This is a genomic window from Microcoleus sp. B6-A1 (genome assembly GCF_036705085.1).
Taxonomy (GTDB): Bacteria; Cyanobacteriota; Cyanobacteriia; order Cyanobacteriales; family Microcoleaceae; genus Microcoleus.
The window spans coordinates 62,184-82,642 of the sequence record NZ_JAUBTU010000012.1; the positions used below are offsets into that span (position 1 = coordinate 62,184).

Genomic DNA, 20,459 nt, shown 5'->3' on the forward strand with positions numbered 1-20,459 from the left:
CAACACTTGTAGTCATCAGCCAGATGACTGATGACTGATGACCTGCCTTATATTCGGCCAATGAGCAGATAAGTTTTCATTGCCCCTTTGCCCTTAACTTCAATAGTTCCCCGCTCCTGAAATACATATTTGTGTTCTAATAACTTATAAGTAGTTTCGCTGACTTGAATCCGCCAAGGCAAACCGTGAGATTCCATGCGGGAAGCAATATTTACTGTGTCGCCCCACAAATCGTAAATAAACTTTTTGATGCCAATTACTCCGGCAACAACCGGGCCGCTGTGAATGCCGATGCGGATGCTAAAATATTTATTATGGCTAGCATTAAATCGGGCTATTTCTGCTTGCATATCAAGGGCCATTTGGGCGATCGCGTCTGCGTGGTCTGCCCTGGGTTCAGGGAGCCCTCCCACCGCCATGTATGCGTCGCCGATGGTCTTGATTTTCTCTAGGCCGTGCTGTTCGCACAAAAGGTCGAATCCTGAAAAAATCTTATTGAGGAGCTCCACAAGCTCGATCGGATTCATGACGGCAGACAAAGCAGTAAACCCCACAATGTCAGCGAACAAAACAGTCACTTCTGGAAAGTATTCGGCAATAGTAGTTTCGTTTTGCTTGAGGCGTTCTGCTATTGCCTTGGGCAAGATATTTAACAGCAGCTTTTCTGATTTTTCTTGTTCTTCCCGCAGGGCATCTTCTGCTTGCTTGCGTTCCGTAATGTCGTGGTAACTCCAGACTCGGCCGATAATTTTATCTCCCAGCCGCTGCGGTTCCGAATAGCGTTCAAAAAATCTGCCGTCTTGAAATTCCAACAAATCGTAACTTTCGGCTTCGGGCTGCTCGTCAAGCGACTCTATTCTCTCTTGAAATGCTTGGGGGTCTTTGAGCTGGTTCAGGACAAAGGCGATCGTTGCCGCGTTATCTCGCAGTGCCATCACTTCGTTAGGTATGCCCCACATTTCCACAAATTCTCGATTGAAAGTGACTATTTTTCCGCTCCTGTCAGTAGCTAAAATACCATCAGCAGTAGAATCAAAAGTTGCTTGCAGCAGGGACACAGATTTTGCCAGGGCGTCTTCTGTCATTTTTCGAGCAGTAATGTCTCGCAAAATAGCGCGAATCGCTACTAGCGAACCATCCGCAAACTTACAGCTTAGGCTGCCTTCCAACAAAATTTGTTCGTGATATTTAGTGATAAATATTACTTCAATCGATTCTGGATACAAGGTATTTTCATTTACAGTTTTTTGGGTAAAAGCTTGATATAATATATCCAGAGACTCTTGGGAACTGTTGGGATGAATAATATCAAAAACAGTCATTTGAGCAATTTCTGCTTCGGTGTAGCCCAGAGTTTGCTGCCAAGCCCGATTTACATACAAAAAATGACCGTCCGCTCCTATACTTTGAATTAAGTCAGTAGCATTTTCAAATAAGTCTCGCAGTTGTTCTTCGCTTTCCCGCAAAGCTATTTCCGCTTGCTTGCGCTTGATAAATTGACCGATTTGGCTGCCGATTGTCGCCATTGTCTGGAGCAATTCTTCATCAAAACACTGCACTTCACGGCTGAAAAAAGTCATCACCCCCAACACAGCTCTTGCAGAAGTTTCCGCCTCGTAGTCGCCCAAAATTGGGAAACCAAAAGCTCCGTGTAATCCTTCTTCTGCGGCTATTTCTCGGCGCATACAACTGTCGCTTTTTGTGACATCGGCAATCCACTGAGATGAACCGCTAGCCCAAACGAAACCCGGTAATCCTTCGCCAAACGCACAAGTCATTTGTTCGGTGAATTCGGCAAATTTGGGGATAGAAACTGAGCGTTTTGTCCAACTGGCGACGCACCGAAGCAAATTGGGGTCGGAAACCGCAGTTATTCTCTTAGTTTCTGACAACAGTTTTTCCCCAGCTTCAGGCATCCAAAGTTCGGCGGTATCCCATCCCAAGCTGTCGCAAATTACGGGGAGAATTGCTGCTATAGCTTTTTTGATTGTTTCGGATGCCGACAGGATGCGAGTGGTGACGTACTGAGCTGTTTTTCGCTTGCGGGCGCGCTGTCTATCTGTGACATCGCGGCCGATGTACACGAAATCTTGAACGGCGGGCGAAGATCCAGAAATGCCTTTAATGTCCGTCGGAATCGCCGTACAGGAAAACGAAACTGTGAGCTTTTCTCCGCTTTTTGCCGTGCAAATTACTTCGGCATTAGTTTGCGATTGTTGAGGCTCATCTTGGCTGACTGCTTGCAAAGAGGAGCCAAAAGCAGCAAGAACTTCTATTTGCTGGCCTACTAATTCTGATTCCCTGTAACCGAACAAATCTTGAGCAGCTTGATTGAGTTTTTTTATTTTTCCCGAGGCTGTTGTTACCAACAAAACTTCTGCCATTGAAGTAATAATTTTTTCAACATAATTATTAGTATCGGCTAAGGTACTCAATAAAATATCCATTTCATTGGTAGCTTGGACTAGAGTTTGTTCTAAAGCCATCCTGTCGCTTACGTCTTGAAAAAATATAATTAATCTCTGATAATTCTCGTCATTGGTGAACTGCACGATATACATATCAAAATAAAGCCGCGAGCCATTTTCTAATACCCGCGTGATCGCTTTTAATTCAAAATTTGGCAAACGTCTTTCAAAAATATCGATTAAAATTTCTTCAGTTCCCACCAATTCGGGGAAGGGAATGCGGACATCGTTGCCGGCGACTACTTCATCGGGAAAGTCGCCGAACCGCTCCACTTTGAGAGACTTCTCTTGGATTAAAAAATCTTTATCCAGTGCTAGGTACTCCAAGTGGTGGGGAACTAACAGTTTTTTAAACAAGGTTTTCATGTGAGATTCTTAGTAGTGAATGCGCCCTGTGTATCGAATAATCGAAAATCCATCTATTTATCTCTGTTTCTCAAAGGGAATTCTGACTATAAAGGTAGTGCCTAACCCGATCTCGCTGGAAAATTCGATTTGACCTCCGTGCAAATCTACACACTGCTTGACTATGGATAAACCCAGTCCTGTACCGGGTATTTTTCCGACATTTTTCGCTCGATAATAAGATTCAAAGAGTTGTTCCTGGTCTTCGAGAGGAATGCCAATGCCTGCATCTTTAATTTTAAATATAGCTTCTTCATTATTCTGACAATTTAATTCCAAATAAATATGGCTGTCGAGGGGCGAATATTTGACAGCATTTGACAGCAAATTTGTCAATATGTGCCGCAGCAATTTTGGATCTAGTGCGGGCAACTGTTGCGTTTCCTGCGAGTCGCTATCATCTTTTTTCGCTGGCGTAACTAATTCTTGATAAATAAAGTTAATTGTATGATTTTTTCCATAACTAATTGTAATTGATTCTACTAACTCGCTGCAAAATTGTTTTAAGTCAACTGGTGCGGGATAGAATTCGAGTTTTCCTGCTTCGGCGCTGCTGAGCAACCGCACGTCATCTAATAGCTGAGCCATGTGTTTAGATGCGGATTTAACGTGTGCGAGGTATTCTTGTTTTTCCTCGTGGGTGATTTCGTCGCCGTAGTCTTGGAGGATTTTAGTAGCAAATAATATTGTATTTAAAGGATTGCCAAATTCGTGAGCAATCATCGAGAAAAAACGAGATTTTACCTGTCTGAGTTCTTGCTCTTTTGCCAAAGAGCGGCGAATTTCTATTTCTTGTTGTTTGCGTTCTGTGATGTCCCTGCCTATATAAATTAAATCGTAAAGTCCCTCTAATTCTGTCTGAATTGCCGAACAGGAAAATTCTACCCAAATTTCTTCTCCTGCTTTAGTAGTGCAGACTATTTCTAGTTCTCTACGCAGCTCTTTCTGAGACAAAATATAGCGGTGGCGAGCTTGGTAAATTAATGTTTCTTCTACTACTATTAAAGACAGGGGTTTGCCGATAAATTCTGCTTCGCTATACCCAAATAACCATTGGGCTGATTGATTGATTGTTTTGATAGTTCCTAATGTTGTTGTGACCAACAAAGCATCGCCCATCGAACGAATAACTTTATCTATATAATCTTTAGAAGCCGCTAAGGCACTAACCAAAAGATTAGCTTCATTCGCCCTCTGAATCAACGATTGCTTCATTACCATCTTTTCGGTGGTATCTTCTATCAAAATTAGCAATTTACTTGGCACATATTCTTGTTCTTCTTCATATTTGATAGCCAACATATCAAAGTATAAAGGGCGGTTCTGGTCGGCAAACCGAGCGATACCTTTGACTTCAAAACCAGGGAGCCGTCCCATAATGATAGACATGAGGATATTTTCAATGCCAATCAGTTCGGGAAAACTCAGGCGAGCATCTGCACCTGGTATCGCGTCGCCCGGAATATCAGCATAATGCTGCACTTCGGCGGAGGTTGCCTGAATGATAAAATGGTGATTTACTAGAAAATACTGTGTTTGTCGTGGCCCTAACAGCTTTCTTAACAGGGGGTTCATACTTGTTCTACCATTGTGTAAGCTAGTTTGTAGAAAATTTCGTCAACGTCTTTGCCTGTTTTAGCAGATGTTGTGTAAACTCCTATTACTTTGTCTTGACCTATCGAATGGGATATTTCCACTAGCAGCGCCAATTTTTCCTCGTCAATCAAGTCTACTTTGTTCAAAGCGACGATAATTGACCCTTTAGGATTGACTGCAGAAAAAAGCTGAATGTGTTCGGATATTCGCTCAACTGTTTCGGAGCGGCTGACATCGGCAACGATTAAAACGCCGCTAGCTCCCTGCAAGTAAGTCGGTGCTATTCCTTTGAATTTTGTATGCCCTTCTAAGTCCCAAATCAGCAACTTTGCAGTCACATTTTCCTGCTGTTTTACCCCTTCTAATTCTACGATTTTGCTGGAAATTTTTACTCCTACTGTGGAGAGGTATTGGTCGCTGAATTGCCGATCGACAAAACGGCGGATTAGGCTAGTTTTACCCACGCCGAAATCCCCAATCATGCACATTTTTTTAGATATAGTAACTGACATAATTATTTACTGTTTATTGTCTTAGTTATTGGTTCAAATAGCACGCATCTGCTTAAAAGTCGTGGTTGATTGGGTTCCACGTCGCCAGGAGGATGGGGGATGCCAACCGTTTGGAGGCGCTTTGGGTCAGCACCCTGCCGCACTAAAGCATCTCGCACTGCTGCGGCACGCCTCAGCGACAACTGTTGATTTGTAGCAATTTCCCCAGTTCGATCGCTGTGTCCAATTATCTTAATCTGTTTTTGAGGATATTGATCCATGAAATTTTTGACACTGGCGATGATTTCTCCGTATGTAGGGTCTAATTTTGCCGTTCCTTGCTGGAAGTAAATGCGGCTTGTAATTTTCAGCGGATCTAATTTAATTGTGCTAATCACCGATTGAACACCGGGAATTTGCTTCAGGGACTGAGCTATTTTCTGTCCGTCTGCACCGTCTCTAACGGTTCCCTCTACTGTAACTTTACGATCGCCATACCGCGTAGAAATAGAAAGGCCCTCTTTCTGATTCAAAACAGCGGTAATCCGCTGTACCTCGGCCGCCGTCAAAACTGGATCTGGGGGGACATCTACAGCTAGAATTCTATTATCTAATTGCAATTTCGGTGCAGTTGATGCGGCTATTTTTTCGGCTTGTACCCGTAATTCTTGATTTGGCAACTTTCCGGTTAGCTTTAAAGTTTTGCCATCAACTGTAACATCTAAGCGGTAAACTGCTAATTGGGGAGTCGAGGCTAAAGCTGCGATGGCATTTGCTTCGAGGCGACGGTAAATGTTGCTGCGATACTGATAAATCCCCCAAGGTACTAAGATTAAGCTTAGGGCGGCTAAACTGATAGCCGCAAGGGCGATCGGGGGTTTTGTTGATTTTTCCTTTTGCAGCGGGTCGAATAAACTTTTTATGCACGGGTGCAGCGACTCCGGTATAGTACCGGGGTCGCCATTAAACTCGTGAATTACTTTAGCATAATTAAGGATGAGATTACTAACTGTTTGCCGCAGTTTGTTGATGAACGACTGTGGCGGTTCTCCTTTTATCACGACGGCCATGTAGCAATATCCCGCTACTTCTAGCATAATTTTTGAGTCGCCGTATTCAATTTGATTGAGTTCGGAAATTTCTCCCGGCTGCACGATGCACTCGTTAACAAAGCTGCGAATAGCTGTCAGCATTCCTGCTACCATTTCTGATTCTAACTGGTAGCTTTCGGAGTTTTGAACTTCGGAAATAACCAAGCCTGATGCTTTATGAATTAAGAATGCTGCTTGGACGGTAAAGGGTATTGATTCTTTGAGGATTAATTCAGCTTCGGAGACACCTTGTACTTTGGAGCGAATTTTGCGCTGAACTCCTTCGACGCTGAGGGCATTTGACACTTTTTCATTGATTGTCTTGATAGCTTCTGCCATGTATCGGGAAATTGTACTGCCAATTACGGGATAGAGCGCATCCACCATAGAGTCGCGTTCGAGTCTTATTTGGGCTGTAATCGCTTTGCCCATTTCGGGGGCGAGGGCTTGAGCGATCGACTCTTGGTCAAGGCGAATTTGCTCTTTAATTGCCAGACCAATTTCTGGGGCGATCGCGTTAGCAATATCCGCTGGCGAATTCACTATTTGTTGAGCAAGTGCGTCGGGAAGCAGCTCAGCTATTGCCGCACTCATTGCCGACTTGTTTTCCTGAGTTTTTGCCCTAATCACTTCGTCAATAATGGGAACGATCGCCTTAACAACTTCTTCTCTGGAATCGGCCACTTTGCGACTGAGAATTTCTGCGATCCAAGGCAACATCAACTCAATCAACTCTTGGGGATCGTAGATTTGGTGCTCCAATTTTCCTAATTTATCGTTGATTGTTCCCATCAGGTGGCGCACCCCCGGCAAGTCGTTTTCTGCCAGAAGATTTTTGACTTGCTCTATATCCGACATTTTTGAGCCGAACATCAGATTTTGCAGCCTTTCCATCGCGCTGTCGGCTTCATTTAAATCCTGTTTAATTTGGCCTAATATTTCAGCAGGCTGTTCTAGTAAGTGAGGGATTTCTAGAGTCGAAGCAACCACCGGATCTAAATATGCAGTTTCTGGTGGCTCTGAGACTGTGGAAATTATGGGGTTATGGGGAATTACCGAGGGTTTTGACTCGGTTTCGGGAGCGGAAACATCCTGTAAATGCCGATCGAACCCGTGGGATTTTTGAGCCTGTACGTACTGTAGAGAATCTTTCATTGTCAAGTTAGACAATTCTTCGACAGGCTGTGATTCCTCCTCGATATCCGGCTGGGCGATCGCGGAAACATCTATAGTTTTAGCTGAGGAATAGTCTTTTTCCAGTTCTGAAGTGTTGAGTTTGTGAGTAGCGAATAGCAAACTTTTGAACTCGTCTGCAACAGGCGGGGAATCCCCAGACTCCGGTTGGCGAGATCCTGTTTCGGGTACACTCGCTGCAACTTCCTCTGGCGCTTGCTCAGAAATACCTAACAAATCCATCAACCCGCCGAGGGCCCCAGCTTGATTATTTTCCCCGCTGCTGTCATCTTCGGGCTCTGCATTTTGCTGGTTTGAACCCGCAAAAATTTTGAGATCTACTAACAGATTCAACAAGGGTTCTAGCTGGGTTGCTGCATCCGCAGCAGACTCGTCAGGTTGAGAAACAAAACCCTCTAACTCATTGTCGTCAGCCGGATTTTCTTTCGGTAAAGCCATGCGTTATTATCCGTGATGGTGGCGCTCCGGCAACAGAAATTCGTTATTTAACTTATTATCCGCAACGCCTTTAAGTTCGGGCACAAATTCTGTTCCTTTGAGCCTCATGCCGAGTTCAAACAGAATTTCTGCCATGTCGTCTCTGGAAACTTTAACATCTCTGAGCATGGAAAAGCGACGATCGAGCTCTTCAAAAACCTGTGTTTTCAAAGTGCGGGTTTCTTCAGATAGTCGCTCTCTGGTTTGGGAGAGTTCGTCGCGAAGCGAACTGGTTTGATTGTCTATCGCCTCGTCGAGGGCTTCCATGCTGCTGGAGAATTTGCGGTTAATGCGATCGACTTGCTGCCGGATATCGGCGCTTTCTTCTTGGGTGTTTGAGGTGAGCGATTTAACTTTCTTTTCTAACGAATCAACAGCCGCCCTCATTTCTCCTGAAAGAACTGTTTTTACTTGTTCGATGCGAGTTTGCATATCTTGCTGCATCATGGACAAGTCGGAATCTATTTTATCGAAGCGATTATCGTATTCTCTAAGCTGCGCTCCGAAAATTATATCCCGGATCTGGTCAATATTTCCCAGCCGTTCGCGCATTTCTTCTTTAGTTATTTCGGCCATACTTGCACCTGGAATCTCCGGAAATTGTGAGTTTAAGAACTGTGCTAGTGATTTACTAGCGTTGTTGGTGGCACTAGCTTTTTTGACGGGGCGGGCTGTTATTTTTTGAACTCTCACCCCTGCGTCGGGGATGGGATTTTTTAGAGTGTTGACTCTAAATATCCTGAGATTCAAATTTTTGAGCCTGGTCTTGTCACCAAAAATGGCGGTTGGCTATCCTTGGCTGGCAGCAAGCTCATAGAAGGGTAGATTTTGCTGCTATACAGCACAGCGGGGTAGGTTTTAATGTCTTGCTGACATCCTCAATGATATCCCATCTTGACAGTGCCTCATACCACAGCGCTGGAGTCCCGGCAAAAAGCGGGTGGGCTTGCTCCACGTTCAATTATATATAAGATATAACTCGAAAGCTTGGTCGCTCGCCGATCGGCTCCGAGGGATGTTGCCTTTGACCAGAAAGCACTTATACAGTCGAACTCGGTCCCTCTCTCCCCCTTGAATCCTCGAATCCTGCGAGGCCCTATAAAAATTCATAGGGCCCGATCGACAGCGACCAGACCCAATAATATGAGAACTTTGTTTTTTCTAACAAACGAGATGTGTTTCCGGTGGAGAACTGTTACTTACTAGGGTTTACAACTTGTGCAGCTTTACTTTTAATCCGCAACGACAACTAAGTCTTACTTGACTGCGGTTTGGCTTGACTGCTCGATCGGCAGTTCGCCACTATTCCAAGTTGTGTTCGGTTAATTTCTGCTGCGCCTCGGAATCTAGACCGGAGACACCATGCCTATATCCTCGAACTTTCTTTCTAAATATAGCGACCTCCTTTCTCTTTCTGTCCCGGTGTCTATTATTAAGTTAGCATGAGCTTTCCGAGGAGTAAAGCACAATTTGCAAAACTTGATAGGTCTTTACATTACTAAGTATAATGATATGAATATCCAAATAGATGTAAGTTAGCACTCACGCACTCGCCCACAAAGAAACCGGGTTTTTTCACCGAGATTGAGGATTTTAAGCAAGTATTTTGGTTGAAAAACCCGGTTTCTGGACACCCGTGCAAAAGTCCTATAAATTCTATTGTTGCTACATCTTTACATACTTAACAGTTCTTGTCATGACTATTTCTCCTAAGTTTCTCAGTGGCAGCCAAATCCGCCAAACATTCCTCGACTTTTATGCCCAGCGGGGACATAAGATATTGCCGAGTGCTTCTTTGGTTCCCGAAGATCCGACGGTGTTGCTGACGATCGCCGGAATGCTACAATTCAAGCCGATATTTCTCGGACAGCGCACCGCCGAATCACCGCGCGCCACAACTTCTCAAAAGTGCATCCGCACCAACGACATCGAAAACGTCGGCCGCACCGCCCGCCACCACACGTTTTTTGAGATGTTGGGTAATTTCAGTTTCGGGGATTATTTCAAGAAACAGGCGATCGCCTGGGCGTGGGAACTTTCCACGGAAGTTTTCGGTTTACCAGCGTCGAATTTGGTTGTTAGCGTTTTCCGAGAAGATGACGAAGCTTTTGCGATTTGGCGCGATGAAATTGGCATTCCGGGCGATCGCATTCAGCGCATGGGAGAAGATGACAATTTCTGGCAATCCGGCCCGACTGGCCCCTGCGGCCCGTGTTCGGAGATTTACTATGATTTTCACCCGGAAAGAGGCGACAATATTGACCTCGAAGATGATAGCAGGTTTATCGAATTCTACAACCTGGTTTTCATGCAGTACAATAAAGATGCAGAGGGCAATTTAACACCGCTGCAAAATCAAAATATTGATACTGGCATGGGACTGGAACGGATGGCGCAAATCCTCCAGAAAGTCCCCAATAATTACGAAACAGATTTGATTTTTCCGATCATTCAATCGGCGGCGGAAATTGCCGGGATTGATTACCACAATAGCGATGAAAAAGTCAAGGTTTCGCTGAAAGTAATTGGCGATCACATTCGGGCTGTGGTGCACATGATTGCGGACGAAATTCGCGCGTCGAATGTGGGTCGGGGTTACATTTTGCGCCGGTTGATTCGCCGGGTGGTGCGCCACGGGCGACTGATTGGAATTCAGGGCGAATTTACGGTGCGGGTGGCTGAAAGTGCGATCGCCCTTTCGGAAGCTGCTTATCCGAACGTGCGGCAGCGGGAAGATCAAATTAAGGCGGAATTGGCAAGGGAAGAAGCGCAGTTTCTCAAGACTTTGGAACGCGGAGAGAAGCTGCTGGAGGAAATTGTCGATCGCACAAAACAGCAAACCAACCAACAAATCAGCGGTAAAGATGCTTTCATTCTTTACGATACCTACGGTTTCCCCTTAGAACTGACTCAAGAAATTGCTGAGGAAGAGGGAATTACTGTGGATGTAGATGGCTTTAAAGCAGAGATGGACAAACAGCGAACTCGCGGTAAAGATGCTCATCAAACAATTGATTTAACCGTGCAGGGTTCTTTGGATAAGTTGGCTGAAACAATCCAGGGAACTGAGTTTGTTGGTTATGCTGAATTGTCGAGTTTAGCTGAGGTGGAAGTTATCTTAGTTGACGGCAAATCTGTGGAGGAAGCAGCCGCCGGTACCGAGGTACAAGTTGTTTTGAACCAAACGCCGTTTTATGCAGAATCCGGCGGACAAATTGGGGATAAAGGTTATTTGAAAACGGGAGATAATGGTGATGGTTTGTTAGTAAGAGTTGATGATGTGAAGAAGGAATCGGATTTCTTCGTGCATTTCGGCTTTGTGGAACGGGGAACGCTGAAAGTTGGCGATAGTATTACTGCGAAGATTGACAATAGCGGTCGCCGTCGAGTTCAGGCTAACCACACAGCAACTCACTTATTACAATCAGCTTTGCGGAAAATTGTGGACGATTCGATTTCGCAAGCTGGTTCGCTGGTATCGTCTGAGAGATTGCGGTTTGATTTCAATTCTCCGCGCGCTGTCACAGCAGAAGAGTTGCAGAAAATTGAGGATTTAGTTAATAGTTGGATTGCTGAGGCGCACGCTGCAGTCGTTGCAGAAATGCCGATCGCCCTTGCGAGGGAAAAAGGCGCGACTGCGATGTTTGGCGAGAAGTACGGCGACGTGGTGCGGGTTATCGATTTTCCCGGCGTTTCGATGGAATTGTGCGGCGGGACTCACGTCAGCAATACGGCTGAAATCGGGCTGTTTAAGATTGTTTCCGAGGCGGGTGTAGCGGCGGGAACTCGCAGGATTGAAGCGGTTTCCGGTCAAGCTGTTTTGGACTATTTGAATGTGCGGGATAAGGTGGTGCGCGATTTGGGCGATCGATTTAAGGCGAAGCCTGAAGAATTGCCGAACCGGATTACTAATTTGCAGAATGAGTTGAAGGATACTCAGAAACATTTGGCTGCTGTGAAGTCGGAATTGGCGATCGCGAAATCCGACCAGTTGCTGAGTGCGGCTGAGGCGATTGGCGAATTCAAAATCATTGTAGCTCAATTGGGTGATGTGGATACAGAAGCGCTGAAAACTGCGGCGGAAAGATTGCAGCAAAAGTTAGGAAATGCTGCGGTTGTTTTGGCATCAATTCCTGAACCGGATAAGGTAAGTTTGGTGGCAGCTTTTAGTCCAGAAGTCAATAAGAAAGGATTGCAAGCTGGCAAGTTTATCGGGGGAATTGCTCAAATTTGCGGCGGAAAAGGCGGCGGGCGGCCGAATTTGGCGCAAGCTGGAGGACGCGATGCAAGTAAGTTGCAGGAAGCGTTGGAAAGTGCTCGCAATCTGTTGCTTGAAGGGTTGGGTTAATTAGTCGGATCAGGTAATTTCGGGGAAACTGTAGGGGCGGGTTCACCAACCATAATTGCCAATAATCGACAATCTCGAAAACCCGCCCCCACCCAACCATAAATCACAATGTACATGGTGCTCGTAGGGGCGGGTTCACCAACCATAATTGCCAATAATCGACAATCTCGAAAACCCGCCCCCACCCAACCATAAATCACAATGTACATGGTGCTCGTAGGGGCGGGTTCACCAACCATAATTGCCAATAATCGACAATCTCGAAAACCCGCCCCCACCCAACGAAAAATACCAACCTACCTTTTCCGATGCGATGCAAATTCCAGGTTGATTTGGGTTATCGGTGGTGGGGGGCGGGTTTATCTAGATTGTTAGTATTTGTTAGATATTGTTGGTGGAACCCGCCCCTACAAAATCTGGGTAAAAGTATTGTACAAAAAACTCGGGTTTTTCCCCACAAAAAATGTACAATATCCCAAACATGGGTAGTGCATCGAAAGGGCGATCGCATTTTATCAAGCAGCTAGTGAAGTTTACACCCGCCCTGCTTTCCCGCAACAATGGGCGATGACTCAAAATAATTTGGCAAATGCTTACAAAGATAGAATCAAAGGAGAACGGGGTGAGAATACAGTTGCCGCCGCCATAATCCCGGTTCCGGGCGGGCGATTTGCCCGCCCCAGAAAAAGATTAGGCTTAATATTGAGGTACAGACGGGTCTACTTCTTCACTCCAAGCAGTAATTCCTCCCTTAACATTAATCCCCTCAATTCCAGCTTCCTTCAAAATCCCCAAAGCCTTCGCAGAACGCCCGCCCATTTTGCAGTGGGCAATCAAGCGGTGGCCGTTCAACAATTCCTTGACCTTGGCGACACCTGCGCCCTGTTCGATATCCGGCAAAGGAACCAAAACCGACCCAGGAATTTGACAAATTTGATACTCATTGGGATTGCGAACATCTAACAATACAAAATCCTTCGCACCGCTGTCGATTAACTCCTTAAGTTCTTTGACAGTCATCTCAGGAATTTGCGTTTGCTGACTTGCTTCCTGCGCTTTAGCTTGAGGAATGCCGCAGAATTGTTCGTAATCGATTAACTTTTCAATTACCGGACGCACTGGATTAGGCCGCAGTTTCAATTGCCGGAACGTCATATCTAAGGCATTGTAAAGCAACAATCTGCCGCTCAAAGTAGTGCCTTGACCCAAGATAATCTTGATAGCTTCCGTTGCTTGGATAGACCCGACAACTCCGCACAAAACGCCTAAAACACCGCCTTCTGCACAAGAAGGAACCATCCCAGGAGGCGGGGGTTCTGGGTACAAATCGCGGTAATTCGGGCCGCCTTCGTAGTTAAAAACTGTTGCTTGCCCTTCAAATCGGAAGATGGAACCGTAGACGTTGGGCTTGTTTAAAAGCACGCAAACGTCGTTCATCAAATAGCGAGTCGGGAAATTGTCCGTACCGTCGATAATGATATCGTAAGGAGTCGCAATGTCGATCGCATTTTCGGAACTAACGCGAGTTTCGTACAAATCAACTTGACAAAAAGGATTAATTTCTAAAATCCGATTTTTAGCCGACTCAATCTTCGGTTTCCCAACCCAAGAAGTGCCGTGAATTACTTGCCGCTGCAAATTAGAATGGTCTACAACATCAAAGTCTACAATCCCAATGCGGCCAACACCGGCGGCTGCTAAATACAGCAGCAGCGGCGAACCGAGGCCTCCCGTACCGATGCAGAGCACGCTGGCAGCTTTGAGACGCTTCTGCCCATCCAATCCAACTTCTGGCAGGATCAGGTGGCGAGAGTAGCGTTCGTATTCTTGTTTGTTGAGCTGGATCTCCTCCAGATTAGGATTTAGCATGATATTGTGTGTAGCGCAGATTTTGAATTACATCCTATCTGAATCTTTCGCATTTTTACCTGTTTGTTATTTTTACTAATTATTTCTTAATCTCAGTCGGTTCCTGTGCGAGAATTTCCTCTGCTTGAAAGTTCCCCTCTCCGTCAAGACTCCAACTGCGGATGTCTTCCCAACAGCCTTGTCGGACGGACACAATGATATAAGAGTATTCGGCCCAGGCCAATGTCCGATCGCACTCTGAGGGCACTGCGGGACAATCCGTGTGAGAATGATATATACCGATAATATCCAGAGTGCGATCGCGCCCATGTTTCATCGCCCGCAACATATCTTCGGGCTTAATAGCATACCTGCGTCTTTCTGTCAAGCCCTTTTCTTCAGGCCAATTCTCCTGCGCCTGTGCACTCCAAGCATTTTGAGTCGGCCAAACTTCTACTAAAGTTTTAACATCGCCAGTAACTCGACCGAGCAACAAACCGCAGCATTCGTCAGGATAAGCGCTTTCGGCGTGGGTTCGCATGGATAAAATTTGAGAGTCGGAAAGTGCGATCGGCTGCATAGGATTTTATTGTAGATTTTATTGTAGATTTTATTGTAAAGTGCGATTAAGAGCGGGATAGCTACGCTTCACGGGCTTTTTTTAAATTCTGGAACAGGCATCTTGCCTGTTCAATACTGGCTTTTCTGGAAATGTCTATTAATTTGAGGTTCCTGTAACTGTTTGCAAAACAGTTCTATAAGCAATAACAGCTTCTGTTTGGTTAACATATCCTACATATTGACTCAATACAGAAAAGTCTAACTCAGGCAAAAATTCACTGCTCGAAATTAACTCATAACCAGACTCCCGCAAGTGGTAAATAGAAAATTGATCGTTAGCCCAAAACCAAACTTCAGGAACTTGCAAACCGCGATACACTTCTAGTTTGTCAACTCCACCGCTACTTAGAGCAATTTCGATCGCAATATCAGGGATTTCTGCAAGTGCACCCAAGCAGTAACACTCATCGGCTTGGGCACCCCGTCTCACAGCTTCGCGGCGAAATGTAGCACTACCGTAACCGTTGAGATTAATTAGCCTTTCAACCGCATAGGTTTCTATCAACCGGGCAATAATTGTTTTAAGCCTTTCATGTTCTGGCGAAGTCGTCATAATAATTTCTAACGTTCCTCCCAAGTAAGTCATCCTGGGGAATTCATCGACAAACATATCAGAAAGCTGCTCGTATTGTTCCCAAGTCACATCATATAGAATGACGCGCTGTTCAGTGGCTGGAGCGAGAGTTTTTGGATCTAAAAGTAGCATAATTAATTACCTGCACTTAAGATATCTCAACGTTAGATTTTTTCGTTCTTTCTCAACTTCTTCTCTGTGTCCTCTGCGGCCTCTGCGGTTCGTAAAAAAAGTTCCTATATAAATTTAACGAACCGCGAAGACGCTTATGACACAAAGGAAGAGAAGAGAAGGGGAAAAAGAGTTAATTCAATCAAGTCGGAGTTTGCTGCAATTCAGGTCGCTCATCTGGAACGATCGCACCTTCGACAGGACACACCTGCAAACAAATACCGCAGTCAATACAGGTATCAAAATCAATCCAAAACCAATCAGTACCCTTGACATTTTTGCCGGGGCCTGGGTGAATACAAGCAACCGGACAAGCGCCGACGCAATCAGCAATTCCCTCGCAAATATTCGTAACAATAGTGTGTGCCATAGTGTTCTCTCAAAAGATTTTAGTTAGATAGGGAATTAGCAATTAGCAATTGGCAAAACCTGATCTCAATCAGCAGGATACATAATATCATATCGGGTGATTTTTAGCCAATTACCAACTACCAATTACCAATTACCAATTAGCCTAATTTACCGTTTCAATTGTTGGCAATCCTTCGGCATTTACCCAAGCAATTTGAGCAATTCGTCGATCGCGCGCGTATTCCCGCGCCGCCTCCTCCGTCTCCCGACTCTCCAAATCTATTTCTACCCGAACTAGGTGAGTAGAGTCTCGGAGTTTGCGAGCGTAAGCAAACGCGGCGGCACTAGCTTCAGGAGTTTGAGCCACAACTAACCAGTCGCTAGCAGGCGTCTGGGTGGGCAACTGCCCCTCTGTCAGCAAAACTTGGTGCAAATCTTCAATATTCAGACAAAACCCGATGCCGGGGGAATTTTGCCCTTGCGGATCGAACAGTCCCAACAGTTGGTCGTAGCGTCCTCCTTGTCCTAAAACTCGCTGTCCTGTCTTGCTGCTGCTGACAACTTCAAACACAATTCCCGTGTAGTAGTCAAATGTTTGAATTAAACTCAAATCGAGGTGAATGTGAGATTTTAGATTGGGAATTTTTGACTGGCATTGGTGCAGCAATTCGATCGCCGATTTGAGATTATTTAACGCGGCTTGCTGCGGCAAATCTAAATCCAGCTTGGCAACAATTGGCAACACCTCTTCTGGGCGGCCGCGCAAGTCAAATAACAGCAGTGCTCTTTCTCGCAATTCTGTTGACAGCGGCAAAGTTTCCAAGGCAATTCGATCGAGATTGGCGATCGCCCCCCGAACTTTTTGGCGCACGTTTGGCGGAAACGGTTCTAGCAATGTTGCAGTCAAGCCCGCTTCTCCCAAAACCAAATGCCACTCATCAATTTCCAAGCTCTGCAAGCACTCAGACAGCAGCAGCAGCACTTCCGCATCCGCAACCGCCCCCCCCGCGCCGAGGAGTTCTACCCCAGCTTGATAGAACTCCTGTTGCCCGCCTGAGCCAGTATCTGGGCCTTTGCGGAACACGTTAGCGTTGTAGTAGAGGCGCTGGGGCTGCCAGCGAGTCCCGGCCATCCGCATTGCAGCCGCCCGCGCGATGGATGCTGTCAATTCCGGCCGCAAACCAAGTTCTCCATCCTCGGCGTCTTGCAGTTGAATTAAGGTCGATCGGTCGATCGCGCCCCCAGCCATCAAAGTTTCCAGCCTTTCTAGAGTTGAAGTAATAATCCGGTGATAGCCCCAGCGGTGAAAAACCTGCTGCAAGCGCCGTTCGATCGAAATTTTTTGAGCAACGTCAAGGGGCAATAAATCTCTTGCACCGGATGGGGGTTGGTGAACCATATCAATTTTAGATTTTAGACTTTAGATTTTAGATTGGGCCCAGAAGCTTAGCTTTATGGACGGTGTTCAAGTCGAACCAGGCAAGCTTAACCTTCGACTTTAACAAATTAAGGTGTCATCTGAATTTTAGATTTTAGATTTTAGATTTTAGATTTTAGATGGGGCCCAGAAGCTTAGCTTTAGGGGAAGCTGTTAAAGTCCAAGAAGGCAAGCTTAACCTTCGACTTTAACAAATTAAGGCGTGATAGCGTTTTCGTTTGCATCGGAATTATCATTTTCCCCGTCAGTGCGATCGTCCCGTTCTTCCAGGAGCATCCGCGATCGCGGGACGATCGCACTGAGGGTATAATTTCGATGTCACCGGATTTGATCTCACCAAGTCTTGATTTTTTTGCTCTAGCTGACTCCACTGCTGAGCAGTTCACCCGTTTCTAAATATTCAAGACTCACAACTCACAACTTCTCACTTCTTCTTCCCGCCAAACAAACTTGCAAAAAATCCTGGTTTCTCGTCACCTTTTTTGGCTTTTGCGGCAGCTTGTTCCAGCTTTTTCTTAACCTCCAAAGCCGTCGGTTCTTCAGGATTTGATGCCAAAGCTTTGTTCATCTCAAGTTTAGCCATTGTGGCTTGATTTTGTTCAAGGTAACACATTGCTAACATAGCGTGAGCCTTGCTGTGTTTTGGGGCGTTCTTCAGGGCTTCCCTCAACTCCAAACTTGCTTTAGCGTAATTTTTGCTGTCCATAAATCCTTGAGCTCGGCGGCAATAGGCTTCGATCCGCGGGTCGTCTTTGGGCGGGGGTAGATTTGGGGGTAGATTTGGGGTTGGGGTTGGAATTGGGGTTGGGGGAATTGGGGTTGGGGGTGGTGGCGGGGTTGTAATGCCAATGCGCTCTTTTCGCAGCATGTAAACCATGTTAAGTTCGCTAATTTGATCGATCGCCTCTTGCGTTTCCTTAACTGATTCGTACTGCTTGAGAGCGAGTTTGCTAACTGCTGTTTTGTAAGCTTCTTCCCAATCTTTAGCGGTAGCTAACTGTTTGGCTGCTGCGCTTTCAATTTGCATTTTAGCCTGTTCTTTAACGACGCGCTTGGCGATGGCTGCTAATAGCAGGCTGTATTCTTTGCGATCGCTTTCCTTAGAGAATTTGTTGTAAGCCGGATTGACTACTTTTGACAAAAATTGGTTAGCCCAATCTTTATCAGCTTGGCTTTCAAAAGAGCAAGTATCCGAATGCAACCGGCGGGCGATTTTCATGTAGCGCTTGCGGATGTCGTTAAACTCGGCGTCTAAGGGAACTCCCAAAATTGCGTGCTGATCTGTAAAGTCATACTTGAACAGCCCTTTTGTCATTTCAAAAGACATAACTTTTACTCTTCCTTTCCTGGCTTTTCACTATTCTTTAATGTAGCTTGAGTCAAGGGGTTGTGACCCCCGTACTACCCCCGATCTATTGCTGGGGGGCGCTACTTCCAAGAAGATAAGGGAGGTACTGCTAGCAGTGCGCTGCTGAGTTCGGCGTGTATTTTGCCGTTTGTTGCCAAAATCCGACCTGAGTTCATATCAAAGGCACTACCGTCATAAGCTGTAATTTGACCTCCGGCTTCGGAGACGATGACTACACCGGCTGCTACGTCCCAAGGGGCGAGTCCCCGTTCCCAGTATCCGTCCGATCGCCCCATCGCGAGGTGTGCGAGGTCTAGGGATGCGGAACCGCTGCGCCGCACGCCTTGGGTGAGGTGGGTGAGGTGACAGAATTCGGCATAATTATTGTCTGCTGTTTCGCGCCGATCGTATGCAAACCCAGTGACTAGCAAGCTGGTTCTCAATTCTGAGATTTGGGAAACTTCGATCGGCGAACGGTTGCAGGTTGCTCCCAATCCTTTGCCGGCCCGAAATAATTCGTTATGAAAAGGGTCGTAAATTACTCCCATTTGTGGTATACCGTCGATTAAAAGTCCGATCGACACGGCCCAAAAAGGATATTGGTGAGCATAATTTGTTGTGCCGTCCAAAGGGTCGATCGCCCACAGGTATTTGCTGCTAGCATCCCCTAATTTGCCGGATTCTTCAGCGAGGATGGCGTGGTGGGGTACGTGGCGGCCGAGAATTTCTAAGATAACCGCTTCTGAGGCTTTGTCGGCTTCTGTGACTAAATCGCCCGATCGGCCTTTTTCTTGAATTTTTTCTAATTTTCCGCAGAAAGATTTCAGGACGGAACCGGCGGCTAGGGCTGCTTCGGTGGCTATTTCTAAGAAGTTTTGCAGTTGATTGTCAGTCATTTGTCAGTTGTCAGTTGTCAGTTGTCAGTTGTCAGTTGTCAGTTGTCAGTTGTCAGTTGTCAACAATTCCCAACTGACCGAAAGCATCCACGATACCCGCCACGTGATTCATCCGTCCAGAAATAAAAACCTGTACCCGATGAAACTTGCCGAACGTATTTATCGGTGGGGTCAATGCTTCAATTCTTTAATCTAAAATCTAAAATCTAAAATCGATTGACTATTTCCGATTTTGCTGGCGAAATTCTGCGGGAGTTTGGCGCAATGCTCGTTCTGGATTCCACAGGCCTTTACCCATGAGTCTCGCCCATTCTTGAGCGTTAATGAGTCGCTGCTGATATTTGGTGTTGGGCGATCGCACTGATGCCAGGGCATAACCTTCTTTGACTAGCAGTTCGTTGAGCAAATTTTTATCTTGCCACAAGTAGGCTAGTTTGCGATCGAACTGGTCTTTCTGTTCCATGTCGGATTCTAACAATACCTGTTTTCCCCTAGTTAGCTGTTCTAGTCTTTGTTTGGCTGCTTCTCCCCAAGGCTGCTGTTTTAAATCCGGTGCATCAATACCAATCAGCCTGATTTGTTCTAATAAGGCTATTTTGTCGGCTGTACTGATAACTTCGATTGTTTGCCCGCTGATGGCCCTTTCTACTTTGGCGATCTTACCTTGGGGCATTTCTGGTTTTTGGCAGCTAGCTAACAACAGACAAAGGGCGATCGCACATAATCGATAAAGCATGGATAATTGGTGATTGATAATTTCTCAAATTGCCTTATTCTTCATCCAACGGCAAACCAGCTTTAACTTTACCTTTGCCGAAGTAGCGGCCGAATTGCAGTTCGTACACTTCGTCTTCGTCTTGCGTCTCTACCTCGATGTTGGAACGGGGATAGCTGACGCACAGCAGGGCATAACCTTCTTTTTGCAGTTCCACAGAAAGCCCCATTGCTTCTGGCTGGTGCAGTTCCCCCGAATTGACGCGCACCGCACAGGCTGTACAAGCGCCGTTGCGGCAGGAAAAGGGCAATTCTACTCCTTGGTTTTCCGCGCTTTGGAGGATGTAGCGGTCTTCGGGTACTCGCACGGTGTGGCGATCGCCTGTCTGTCTGTTATGAATTTTAATTGTGTAAGAGTTAGTCATGGA

At 45.9% G+C, this 20,459-nt stretch carries 15 protein-coding genes; 1 reads left to right on the top strand and 14 read right to left on the bottom strand.

Annotated elements, in window-relative coordinates:
* Positions 1-47 precede the first annotated feature (47 nt).
* The 5 genes from QUB11_RS06555 to QUB11_RS06575 are packed head-to-tail and all read right to left on the bottom strand — an operon-like array spanning position 48 to position 8,298.
* Complete coding sequence (locus QUB11_RS06555) at positions 48-2,834, bottom strand: adenylate/guanylate cyclase domain-containing protein (RefSeq protein ID WP_333390079.1); 2,787 nt, start codon at positions 2,832-2,834, stop codon at positions 48-50.
* Between the two features lie 57 nt (positions 2,835-2,891).
* On the bottom strand, positions 2,892-4,448 hold the full coding sequence (locus QUB11_RS06560; protein ID WP_333201705.1) for a PAS domain-containing sensor histidine kinase: 1,557 nt from the start codon (positions 4,446-4,448) through the stop codon (positions 2,892-2,894).
* Positions 4,445-4,981: a Rab family GTPase gene (locus tag QUB11_RS06565; protein WP_333201707.1), complete on the bottom strand. Its 537-nt coding sequence runs from the start codon at positions 4,979-4,981 to the stop codon at positions 4,445-4,447. Before QUB11_RS06565 ends, QUB11_RS06560 begins: the two co-directional genes overlap by 4 nt.
* A gap of 2 nt (positions 4,982-4,983) precedes the next feature.
* A complete protein-coding gene (locus QUB11_RS06570; protein WP_333201709.1) occupies positions 4,984-7,683 on the bottom strand; it encodes an OmpA family protein in 2,700 nt (899 codons plus the stop codon).
* A gap of 6 nt (positions 7,684-7,689) precedes the next feature.
* Positions 7,690-8,298, bottom strand: coding sequence for a hypothetical protein (locus QUB11_RS06575; RefSeq protein ID WP_333201711.1), 609 nt, complete (start codon positions 8,296-8,298; stop codon positions 7,690-7,692).
* A gap of 1,120 nt (positions 8,299-9,418) precedes the next feature.
* Here QUB11_RS06575 and alaS point away from each other — a divergent pair.
* The gene (gene alaS, locus QUB11_RS06580; RefSeq protein WP_333201713.1) at positions 9,419-12,070 is read left to right on the top strand and encodes an alanine--tRNA ligase; all 2,652 of its coding nucleotides are present in this window, start codon (positions 9,419-9,421) and stop codon (positions 12,068-12,070) included.
* A 696-nt stretch (positions 12,071-12,766) separates the two neighbouring features.
* On the opposite strand, the gene moeB is transcribed toward alaS, so the two are convergent.
* From moeB to QUB11_RS06625, 9 genes are all read right to left on the bottom strand, one after another.
* Positions 12,767-13,939 carry a molybdopterin-synthase adenylyltransferase MoeB gene (gene moeB / locus QUB11_RS06585; protein WP_333201715.1) on the bottom strand — a complete coding sequence of 391 codons (1,173 nt, stop codon included), beginning with the start codon at positions 13,937-13,939 and terminating at the stop codon, positions 12,767-12,769.
* A 79-nt stretch (positions 13,940-14,018) separates the two neighbouring features.
* Entirely contained in the window at positions 14,019-14,498 is a 480-nt protein-coding gene (locus QUB11_RS06590) for a M67 family metallopeptidase (protein WP_333390081.1), read from the bottom strand.
* 138 nt (positions 14,499-14,636) lie between these two features.
* A complete protein-coding gene (locus tag QUB11_RS06595) occupies positions 14,637-15,245 on the bottom strand; it encodes a Uma2 family endonuclease (RefSeq protein WP_333390082.1) in 609 nt (202 codons plus the stop codon).
* Positions 15,246-15,426: 181 nt separating this feature from the next.
* Complete coding sequence (locus QUB11_RS06600) at positions 15,427-15,654, bottom strand: ferredoxin family protein (RefSeq protein WP_333054336.1); 228 nt, start codon at positions 15,652-15,654, stop codon at positions 15,427-15,429.
* A gap of 144 nt (positions 15,655-15,798) precedes the next feature.
* Positions 15,799-17,034 (bottom strand): ATP phosphoribosyltransferase regulatory subunit, encoded by a 1,236-nt coding sequence (locus QUB11_RS06605; RefSeq protein WP_333390084.1) that lies wholly within the window; start codon positions 17,032-17,034, stop codon positions 15,799-15,801.
* Positions 17,035-17,497: 463 nt separating this feature from the next.
* Positions 17,498-18,400 (bottom strand): tetratricopeptide repeat protein, encoded by a 903-nt coding sequence (locus QUB11_RS06610; protein ID WP_333390086.1) that lies wholly within the window; start codon positions 18,398-18,400, stop codon positions 17,498-17,500.
* A gap of 101 nt (positions 18,401-18,501) precedes the next feature.
* Positions 18,502-19,317: an inositol monophosphatase family protein gene (locus QUB11_RS06615; RefSeq protein ID WP_333390087.1), complete on the bottom strand. Its 816-nt coding sequence runs from the start codon at positions 19,315-19,317 to the stop codon at positions 18,502-18,504.
* Positions 19,318-19,537: 220 nt separating this feature from the next.
* Positions 19,538-20,053 (bottom strand): thermonuclease family protein, encoded by a 516-nt coding sequence (locus tag QUB11_RS06620; protein WP_333390089.1) that lies wholly within the window; start codon positions 20,051-20,053, stop codon positions 19,538-19,540.
* Between the two features lie 34 nt (positions 20,054-20,087).
* Positions 20,088-20,456, bottom strand: coding sequence for a 2Fe-2S iron-sulfur cluster-binding protein (locus QUB11_RS06625; protein WP_333040827.1), 369 nt, complete (start codon positions 20,454-20,456; stop codon positions 20,088-20,090).
* Positions 20,457-20,459: the final 3 nt, after the last annotated feature.